This window comes from Streptomyces sp. MS191 (assembly GCF_008042125.1).
Lineage (GTDB): Bacteria > Actinomycetota > Actinomycetes > Streptomycetales > Streptomycetaceae > Streptomyces.
In genome coordinates this window covers 186,466-195,856 of record NZ_RDBI01000040.1, presented here as the reverse complement: position 1 = coordinate 195,856, position 9,391 = coordinate 186,466, and the positions used below count along the sequence as shown (strand labels likewise).

The window sequence follows — 9,391 nt, the reverse complement described above, 5'->3', positions numbered from 1 at the left end:
ACCCCGCCCCCACCCAGGCGGAGTTCTTCGAGGAGGAGCCGGTCGGCCCGCCGCGCCGCCCCGCGCCCGCCGGTGTGCTCTTCCTGGAGAACGGCGGCGGCAAGTCCGTCCTCCTCAAGCTGATCTTCTCGGTGATGCTCCCCGGCCACCGCAACACCCTCGGCGGCGCCAGCTCCGGCGTGCTGCGCAAGTTCCTGCTCGCCGACGACTGCGGCCACGTGGCCCTGGAGTGGCAGCACACGCTCACCGGTGAACTCGTCGTCGTCGGCAAGGCCAGCGAGTGGCGCGGCCGCCAGGTCTCCAACGACCCGCGGAAGTTCGCCGAGGCCTGGTACTCCTTCCGCCCCGGCCCCGGACTGAGCCTGGACTCGCTGCCGGTGGCCGAGGCCACCTCCGTGCGTCCGCCCGTCGAGGGCGCGTCCGGCGCCCAGGGCCGCCGCCGCACCATGAAGGGCTTCCGCGACGCGATCACGGACGCCGGCAAGGCGTACCCGCACCTGGAGGTGTACTGGGAGGAGATCCACGACCGCTGGAACGAGCACCTCGGCGACCTCGGTCTGGACCCCGAACTCTTCCGCTACCAGCGCGAGATGAACGCCGACGAGGGTGAGGCCGCCGGCCTCTTCGCGGTCAAGAAGGACTCCGACTTCACCGACCTCCTCCTGCGCGCCGTCACCGACACCCGCGACACCGACGGCCTCGCCGACCTCGTCGGCGGCTTCGGCAACAAGCTCGGCCGCCGCGCCGAACTCACCGCCGAACGCGACTTCACGGCCGGCTCCGTCGACCTCCTCGGCCGCATCGTCGAGGCCGCCGGGACCCGGGCCCGCGCCCGCGACGTCCACGCCGGCGAGGAGCGCCGCACCCGGACGCTGGCCCGGCGCCTCTCCGCCCGCGCCACCGACGAGCGCGGCCGCGCCGCCGAGCTGGCCCAGCAGGTCACCGAGGCCGCGCACGCCGTCTCCGACGCCGAGCAGGCCCGCGGCCGCAGCTCCCTCATCGCCGCCGAACTGGCCTACCGGCACGCCTCCCTGGCCCTCACCGTCGCCGAGAAGAGCGCCGCCTCCCAGCGCCGCGAACTCACCGACGCCCGCACCCTGCACTCCGCCTGGGTGGGGGCGGGGTTGGGCACGGGCGCGCCGACTCCGCGCAGGTCCAGGACGGTGTCGGCGTAGCGCGCACCGGCGGGACCGATGGAGTAGAGGCGGACCCGGGACAACTCGTACATGGCGGCGGACTCTCGTCGTCTGTGTTCTGCGTGGTCTTCGGGGGCGGTTACGCGTGGAAGGGCAGGCCGGCGTCGGCGGCGAGCTCCAGGTCGTCGCCCGCGGGCGGCGGCAGCAGGGTCGCCGAGCCGTCGCTGACGGGGACGACGCCGAGCTCGATGAGTTCGGCCATGGCGGCGCTGCCGGCCATGTCGCGGACCTGGAGCTGGTAGCGGGCGGTGGTGCGGTAGGCGCCGCCCGCGTCGTCACCGGTGCGCTGGAGGAAGCCGGAGTCGGTGAGGAAGGCGACGGCCTTGCCGACGATGCCGGTGGTGGAGCCGGCCAGCCGACGGGCGTCCTTGGTGGCTCCGGTGGCGCTGCGGCGCGCGTAGATGCGCCAGGCGGCTTCCAGGCCGGGCGCGTCGGTGGCGGGGTCGGTGTTGTCGCCCTGCTCCTCGGCGCGCTCTTCGAGGCGGCGGCAGGCCTGGCGGACGAAGGCGTCGACGCCGTTGACCGTGAGGCGGCCGATGTAGCCGTCGTCGGCCAGGTCCTCGGGCCGCGGGAAGGCCATGGCGGCCACGGCGAGGTGGGCGAGGCCGTGCAGGAAGCGGTCGGCGGAGTCGGTCGAGGCGCGGCGGGCGTAGTCGCCCATGCGGACGGCGAAGACGGAGTCCTCGCCGGCGGTGACGGCCATACCGGCGCGCGGCGAGACCTCCAGGACGATCAGCCCGAGGCCGGTGGCGACGGCGTCGGCGAGACGCGCGAAGGCGGAGTCCTCGCGGTAGCGCCGGAGCAGTTCGGCGTACTCGGCGTCGCGCGCCGGCAGCAGCTTGGGCTGGAGCCCGAAGGAGACGAGCCGGGCCGCGTCGGCGGCGTCGGCGGGCGTGACCGCGGCAGGTCCGGCGGGGGTGTGCGGGACCTCCGGCTCGCTCCACGCGTCGGCGTGATCTGCGTGGTGGTCGCTCACGGCTGGGGCTCCTCGGTACGGGTGGTCGGTGGTGCGGTGGGCTCGGCGGGCCGGGCCAGCGGCAGGCGGACGGGCCGGACGCTGACGGCGGCCCGGCGTTCCGCGCCGGCCCCGGCGGATCCGGAGGCATCGGCGACACCGGGCGCGAGGCGGACGGCCCGTACGTACGGGGCGGGGCTCTTGGGGGTGACCTGCTGGGCCAGCTCGGCGGCGCGGCCGCGCTCGTCGGTGGCGCGGGCGGAGAGGCGCCGGGCCAGCGTCCGGGTGCGGCGCTCCTCGCCGGCGTGGACGTCGCGGGCGCGGGCCCGGGTCCCGGCGGCCTCGACGATGCGGCCGAGGAGGTCGACGGAGCCGGCCGTGAAGTCGCGTTCGGCGGTGAGTTCGGCGCGGCGGCCGAGCTTGTTGCCGAAGCCACCGACGAGCGCGGCCGCGCCGCCGAGCTGGCCCAGCAGGTCACCGAGGCCGCGCACGCCGTCTCCGACGCCGAGCAGGCCCGCGGCCGCAGCTCCCTCATCGCCGCCGAACTGGCCTACCGGCACGCCTCCCTGGCCCTCACCGTCGCCGAGAAGAGCGCCGCCTCCCAGCGCCGCGAACTCACCGACGCCCGCACCCTGCACTCCGCCTGGCAGGCCGCAGAGGCCGTGCTGCGCCACCGCGCCGCGAGCGACCGCTCCGGCCGCGTGGCCGCCGCCATCCTCGAGGCCGAGCGCGACGCCGCCCCCGCCCTCGCAGCCCGCGCCACGGCCGCCGCCGCCCTCGTACGCGCCCTGCACGCGGCGGCCGAGGACGGGGAACGCCACGCCGCCGAGGAGGAGGAGCGCTCCGCCGCCCTCCAGGAGGCCGGCGAGACCGCCCACCGCGACGCCACCGTCGCCGCGACCGAGGCCCAGCGCGCCCGCAGCGAGGCCGGCCACCTGCGCCAGCGCCTCGCCGAGGTCGAACAGGAGACCGCCGAGGCGGTCCGGGCCGGCTGGCTCGACGACACCGCGCCGGACGCCGACCCCGCCCGGGCCGCCCTGACGGCGAGCGACGCCGAGAAGACGACGGTCGCCGCCTGGGACGCGGCCCGCGACGCCGCCCGCTCCACCGCCGACCACGCGCGGGACGCCGCCGCCGCCGAGGCACGCGCCGAACTGGCCGCCGCCCGCGCCACGGACGCGGCCGACGCCGCGGAGAACGCCTACGACGCCGAGCGCCGCGCCGCCGAGTCCCTCGCCGGCGACGACCGCCTGACCGAACTCCTGAGCCTCCCGCCCGCGCACGCCCCGTTCCCGGGCCAGCGGGCGGCGGAGCCCGCCGCCCCCCAGCACCGCACGGGCCGCCCGGACCCGGACGAGGAGCAGGACACCGCCGACGGCGTCCCGAGCGCTCCCGCCGGCCGCGCCCCGCACGGCCCGCTCACCGTCACCGAGTTCGACCGCAGCGCCGACGAACTGCGGCGCCTGCTCGAACAGTCCATCGCCTCCGCCGAGCGCCAGCTGTTCGACCTGCGCACCGCCGCCGCCGACGACGCCCGCATCCTCGGCGCCCTCGGTGACGGCGGCCTGCTGCCGCCCGGCCCCGACGTCCTGGCCACGGTCGAGTACCTCGGCGAGCACGGCATCCCGGCCCTTCCCGGCTGGCGCTACCTCGCCCAGGCGGTCGACCCGGCCGACCACGCCGGCGTCCTGGCCGCACGCCCCGAGCTGGTCGACGGCGTCGTGATCACCGACCCCGTCTCGTACGCCCGCGCCCGCGAGGTGCTCGCCACGGCGGCCCTGCTGCCGCGCTCCACCGTCGCCGTCGGCACGGCCGCCGCCCTGCTCGCGCCCGTACCCCGCCCCGGCGACGCCGGAAGCGGCGACGTCTTCCTCGTCCCGCCGAACCCGGCCATGCACGACGAGCAGGCCGCCGACGAGGAGCGCCACGCCCTCCGCGGCCGCGCCGTCGCCCGGGACGAGGAGATCCGGGTCCTGGCGGCCCGGCTCACCGGTGACCGCTCGCTGGCCGCACGGATCGGCTCGTGGCGCGCCGACTGCCCGCCCGGCATGCTCGCCGAGCTCTCCGCCGTCGCCGCCACCGCCCGCGAGACGGCCGAGGCCGCCACGGTCACGCTCGCCGAAGCCCGGGCCGTACGGGCCGAGGCCGACGAGGCCGCCGCCGACGCGGCTCGCGTGCGGGACGAGCGGCAGGAGGCGGCGCAGCGCGCCCGCCGCGCCGCCGACGCCCTGGCCGGCCTGGCGTTCCGGCTGCGCGAGCGCTCCGCCTGGCAGGCCAAGCTCCGCGAACTGGCCGACGACGCGACCGAGTCCGAGGCCCGCGCGCAGACCTGCCTGGAGCGGGCCCGCGCCGCCGACGAGGACCGCCGCGCGGCCCAGCGCACCGCCGACGACGCCCACCGCACCGCCCGCGCCCTGCGGGCCGAGCGGGCCGAGATCGCCGGGGCTCCCGACCAGCTCCCCGAGCCGGACGCCGACGCCCCGCGCACCGCGCTCCCCACCCTCCGCGAGGCCTACCGCGCGGCCTCCCAGCTGTACGAGAAGGTCGGCGTCGGCGCCGACCTGCGCGCCGAGCAGGCCCGGGCCGAGAGCGACGAGTCCGCCGCCCTCGCCGAGCTCGACCGCCTCACGAACAAGGTCCGCACCCGCGCCGAGCAGCTCCTGGAGTCCACCGACGGCGCCGACGGCCCGTCTCGCCAGGCCGCCGCCGCGCGGGCCGAGTCCCTGGTCCAGATGCTGGAGACGCGCGCGTCCGAGGCGAGCGAGAAGCTCGGCCGGCTCCGCGGCGAGGCGGAGCGGCTGGCACCCGAGGACGGCGAGGCGCACACCGAGCTGCCCGAGGACCAGGTCCCCGCCGACGCCGAGCAGGCCCAGAGCCTGCTGCGCACGGCCACCGGCGAACTCGCCTCGCGCACCGACGCCCTGGAGGCCGCGCGCACCGCGCACGCCCATCTGCTGCGCGCCCACCGCGCCGCCGAGGACGCCGCCGGCGGCTTCGGCGAGACGGCCGCGCTGCTGCGCGACCTCCTCCGCGACCACGCCGAGGAGGAACAGGAGGGCCCCGAGCCGTACCCCGGCACCCTGGAGGAGGCCCGGCAGTCCGCCGCCGAGTCCCGCCGCTCGCTGCGCGCCTGCGCCGCCGAGCTCGCCGGCGCCGACGCCTCGGTGCGCGAGGCGAGCGACATCCTCGTCCGGCACGCCAACTCCAGCCGCTACGAGCAGGTCCGCACCCCCGCTCGGCAGCAGATCCGCGAACTGCCCGCGGCCGCGCTCCCGGAGCACGCCGCCAAGTGGGCGGACGCCTTCGCGCCCCGGCTGCGGGTCCTCACCGACGAACTGGCCCAGCTGGAACGCAACCGCGACTCGATCGTCGACCGCCTCCGCGGTCTGGTGGAGTCCGCGCTGACCACGCTCCGCTCCGCTCAGCGGCTCTCCCGGCTGCCCGAGGGCCTGGGCGAGTGGTCGGGGCAGGAGTTCCTGCGCATCCGGTTCGAGGAGCCGGACCAGGCCACGCTCACCGAACGGCTGGGCGAGGTCGTCGACGAGGCGACCCGGGCCGCCCTCAAGAAGAACTCCGACCTGCGCCGCGACGGCATGTCGCTGCTGCTCAGGGGGGTCCAGGCGGCCCTCGAACCGCGCGGTGTCGCGGTCGAGATCCTCAAGCCGGACGCCGTCCTGCGGGCGGAGCGCGTCCCGGTCGGACAGATGGGCGACGTCTTCTCCGGCGGGCAGCTCCTGACCGCGGCGATCGCGCTGTACTGCACGATGGCGGCGCTCCGTTCCAACGACCGGGGCCGCGACAAGCACCGCCACGCGGGCACGCTGTTCCTCGACAACCCGATCGGCCGCGCCAACGCGACGTACCTGCTGGAGCTCCAGCGCGCCGTCTCGGACGCGCTGGGCGTCCAGCTGCTCTACACGACCGGACTGTTCGACACCACGGCGCTCGCCGAGTTCCCGCTGGTGATCCGGCTGCGCAACGACGCCGACCTGCGAGCGGGACTCAAGTACATCAGCGTCGAGGAGCACCTGCGCCCGGGACTGCCCCAGCAGCGCACGGAGGGCGAGACGGTGCACGGCGAGATCACGGCGACCCGGATGTTCCGCCGCAGCCAGGCCGACGAGCCCCAGCCGGCGGCGGACTGACCCGGCACGGAAACGCGGTCGGCCCGACCCCTCGACGGGGGTCGGGCCGACCGCGTTTCCGTGCCGCCGGCCGGTGGGCCGACGCGGTGTTCAGGCGGCCTTCGGGACGCTCGCCGCCTCGGGACGCCGTGACCCCACCGTCCCGGAGGTCCGCTCGCCCGCCGGGACCTGCCCGGTCTTCCGGGCCTGCCGCCGTTCCCGCCGCAACTGCCGTGCCGTACTGCTCGGCTCCGACACCACGCCGTTGCGCTGCCGCCACACCTGCCGTGTCACCCAGACGTCGAGCACGCTCCAGGTCGCCACGACCGTGCTGCCCACCGACGTCAGAAGCGTCGGAAAGGCGAGCCACGAACCCGTGACGGCGGCGAAGAACGCCACCATTCCCTGAATGAGCGTCACCGACGTGAGCAGCAGGGCCCGTACGGCGGCGGTCCGCACCGGATCGGGCATCCGGCGCCTGGCCTTCTCGTCCTCCACCCACAACTGTCGCGCCGACCGCGCCTCGTACTCCATTGCTCCGTCACTCCCCACGACCCTGAACGTCTTCAGGGTGGCTGCCCCGCTTGCGCCGATTTACGCGGGCATGCCGCTCCCCGTACACAAAGACGATCGAGAGGGGGAAAAGGTTTCCCCGCTTTCTCCCCGGAAGGAACACTTCCAGCCATCTCCCATGCCAGAGAAAATGACGGCCTACCAGGTGTCCTGCGCCACACCGGAGAATGCCAACTCCCCGAATACCAGGACATCTCATGATCAACGCTCACTCGTGAGGCTGGAAATCGTCCGGACACGCCTTCGAGTTGGCCGTGATGCAGTAGTAGGCTCGCGCCGCCGTTTGTTGAAATCGAAGGTCGACGCCGTGTGTTGACGCCGGACGTCGCTGTGGAGGACCTCCGCACCGGGCGGAGGCCGAGCTGGGGGAGGCCATGCGCTTTCGCGGGAAGTCCATCCGCCGGAAGATCGTGGCGCTGCTGCTGGTGCCGCTCGTCTCGCTCACCGGACTGTGGGGCTTCGCGACGGTGCTGACCGGCCGCGAGGCGGACCAGCTCCTCGACGTCGGCTACATCGTCGAGAAGGTCGGCTACCCCATCGAGGACACCGCCCGCGTCCTGCAGAGGGAACGCCGGCAGTCCCTCGTCTACCTCGCCGACCCGCGCGCCTCCGACGCCCTCACCGCACTGCGCGAGCAGCGCGAGGCCACCGACCGGCAGATCACCCTCATCCGGGCGAACGCCGCGGACTCCGGTGTCCGCGAGGAGATGCGCCCGCTCGCCTCGCAGCGGCTCAACTCCCTGCTCCAGGCACTCGACGGCCTCGACTCGCTGCGCCGTTCCGTGGAGAACCGCAGCGTCGGCCGCGTCCAGGCCCTCGAGTTCTACAACCGGCTCGTCGACCCCTGCTACGCCTTCCTCATGACCCTCCACGCCCTCGAGAACGTGGAGATGGACAAACAGGGCCGCGCCCTCGTCGGTGTCGTCCGCGCCCGGGAACTCCTCTCCCGCGAGGACGCGCTGGTCCTCTCGGCCCTCATCACCGACCGCGTCACCGCCGAGGAGATCCGCGCGATCTCGGACCTCGTGGCGAACCGCCGCCAGTTCTACGAGGTCAGCCTCGAAGTCCTGCCGGTGTCCGAGCGCGAGCGCTTCGAGCGGTACTGGCAGAGCCCCGCCACCGCCCCGCTGCGCAAGGCCGAGAACGACCTCATCGCCGCCGGCGCCACCGAGCGCCCGCGCACCCTCACGCCCGAACGCTGGGAGGAACGGGCGACCCCCGTCCTCGACGACCTCGCCCGCGACAACACCGCGGCCGGCGACCGCTACCAGGACCGCGTCCAGCCCGCCGCGTACAGCGTCCTGCTGAAGGCGGGCGTCGCCGGTGTCCTCGGCTTCCTCGCCCTGCTCGTCTCCGTCATCGTGTCCGTCCGGATCGGCCGCGAACTCGTGCGCGACCTGCGCCGGCTGCGCAAGGAGGCCCAGGAGGTCTCCGGCGTCCGCCTGCCGAGCGTCATGCGCCGCCTCGCCGCCGGAGAGCACGTCGACGTCGAGACCGAGGTGCCCCACCTGCGGTACGAGGACGACGAGGTCGGCCAGGTCGGCCAGGCCCTCAACACGCTCCAGCGCGCCGCCGTCGAAGCGGCCGTCCGGCAGGCCGACATGCGGCGCGGGGTCTCCGACGTCTTCGTCAACCTCGCCCGCCGCAACCAGGTGCTGCTGCACCGCCAGCTCACCCTCCTCGACAGCATGGAGCGGCGCACCGAGGACACCGAGGAACTCGCCGACCTCTTCCGGCTCGACCACATGACCACGCGCATGCGCCGCCACGCCGAGGGCCTGGTGATCCTTTCCGGCGCCGCGCCCTCCCGGCAGTGGCGCAAGCCCGTCCAGCTGATGGACGTCGTGCGGGCGGCCGTCGCCGAGGTCGAGGACTACGAGCGCGTCGAGGTGCGCCGGCTGCCCCGGCTCGGCGTCGGCGGTCCGGCCGTCGCCGACCTCACGCACCTGATCGCCGAACTCCTGGAGAACGCCACGGTGTTCTCGCCCCCGCACACCGCCGTGCAGGTGCTCGGCGAGCGGGTCGCGAACGGCTTCACCCTGGAGATCCACGACCGCGGCCTCGGCATGAACCCCGACGCCCTGCTCGACGCCAACCTGCGCCTCGCCGAGACCCCCGAGTTCGAGCTCTCCGACACCGACCGCCTCGGCCTGTTCGTGGTCAGCCGGCTGGCCCAGCGCCAGAACGTCCGCGTCTCGCTCCAGACCTCGCCCTACGGCGGCACCACGGCGGTGGTCTTCATCCCGGCCGCGCTGCTCACCGACGCCCCGGAGACGCAGGGGTCGGGCTTCCGCCTGGACCGCAAGAGCCTGGAGCCCGCGCGGGGCGCCGAGCACGAGAAGGCCACCGGCGACGTACCCGAACTGCTCGCCCGGCGCCCGGTGCTGACGGCCGCGCCGACGGTGCTCGCGGGCGCGGAAGATCCCGCCTCGCTCGCTCTCGGTGTCCTCCAGGTCCGCGGAGGTGTCGACGAGGTCGTCGAAGGCGGCGCCGCCGAGGGGTGCCTCCAGCTCCACGGGGCCGTCGATCGGGCCGTCCAGACG

3 protein-coding genes and 2 pseudogenes are annotated in these 9,391 nt (G+C 75.3%); 3 read left to right on the top strand and 2 right to left on the bottom strand.

Annotated features, from left to right (window positions below; translation table 11 throughout):
• Nucleotides 1-1,121: pseudogene (locus EAO71_RS07740) on the top strand (hypothetical protein); the annotation flags it as partial.
• Between the two features lie 154 nt (nucleotides 1,122-1,275).
• Here the strand turns inward: EAO71_RS07740 and EAO71_RS07735 are convergent.
• Nucleotides 1,276-2,172 (bottom strand): hypothetical protein, encoded by an 897-nt coding sequence (locus EAO71_RS07735; protein WP_147977033.1) that lies wholly within the window; start codon nucleotides 2,170-2,172, stop codon nucleotides 1,276-1,278.
• A 209-nt stretch (nucleotides 2,173-2,381) separates the two neighbouring features.
• On the opposite strand from EAO71_RS07735, the pseudogene EAO71_RS07730 reads away from it, so the two are divergent.
• Nucleotides 2,382-6,296, top strand: a pseudogene (locus EAO71_RS07730) (coiled-coil domain-containing protein); the annotation flags it as partial.
• A gap of 90 nt (nucleotides 6,297-6,386) precedes the next feature.
• Here the strand turns inward: EAO71_RS07730 and EAO71_RS07725 are convergent.
• Nucleotides 6,387-6,809 (bottom strand): hypothetical protein, encoded by a 423-nt coding sequence (locus EAO71_RS07725; RefSeq protein WP_261992056.1) that lies wholly within the window; start codon nucleotides 6,807-6,809, stop codon nucleotides 6,387-6,389.
• A 413-nt stretch (nucleotides 6,810-7,222) separates the two neighbouring features.
• Here EAO71_RS07725 and EAO71_RS07720 point away from each other — a divergent pair.
• Nucleotides 7,223-9,391, top strand: a 2,169-nt coding sequence (locus EAO71_RS07720; protein WP_261992055.1) for a sensor histidine kinase, incomplete at its 3' end; no start/stop codon positions are given.

What these genes read in the sequence shown, in the direction of transcription:
- EAO71_RS07725 (WP_261992056.1), bottom strand. Translation starts at nt 6,809, where the DNA reads ATGGAGTACGAGGCGCGGTCGGCGCGACAGTTGTGGGTGGAGGACGAG.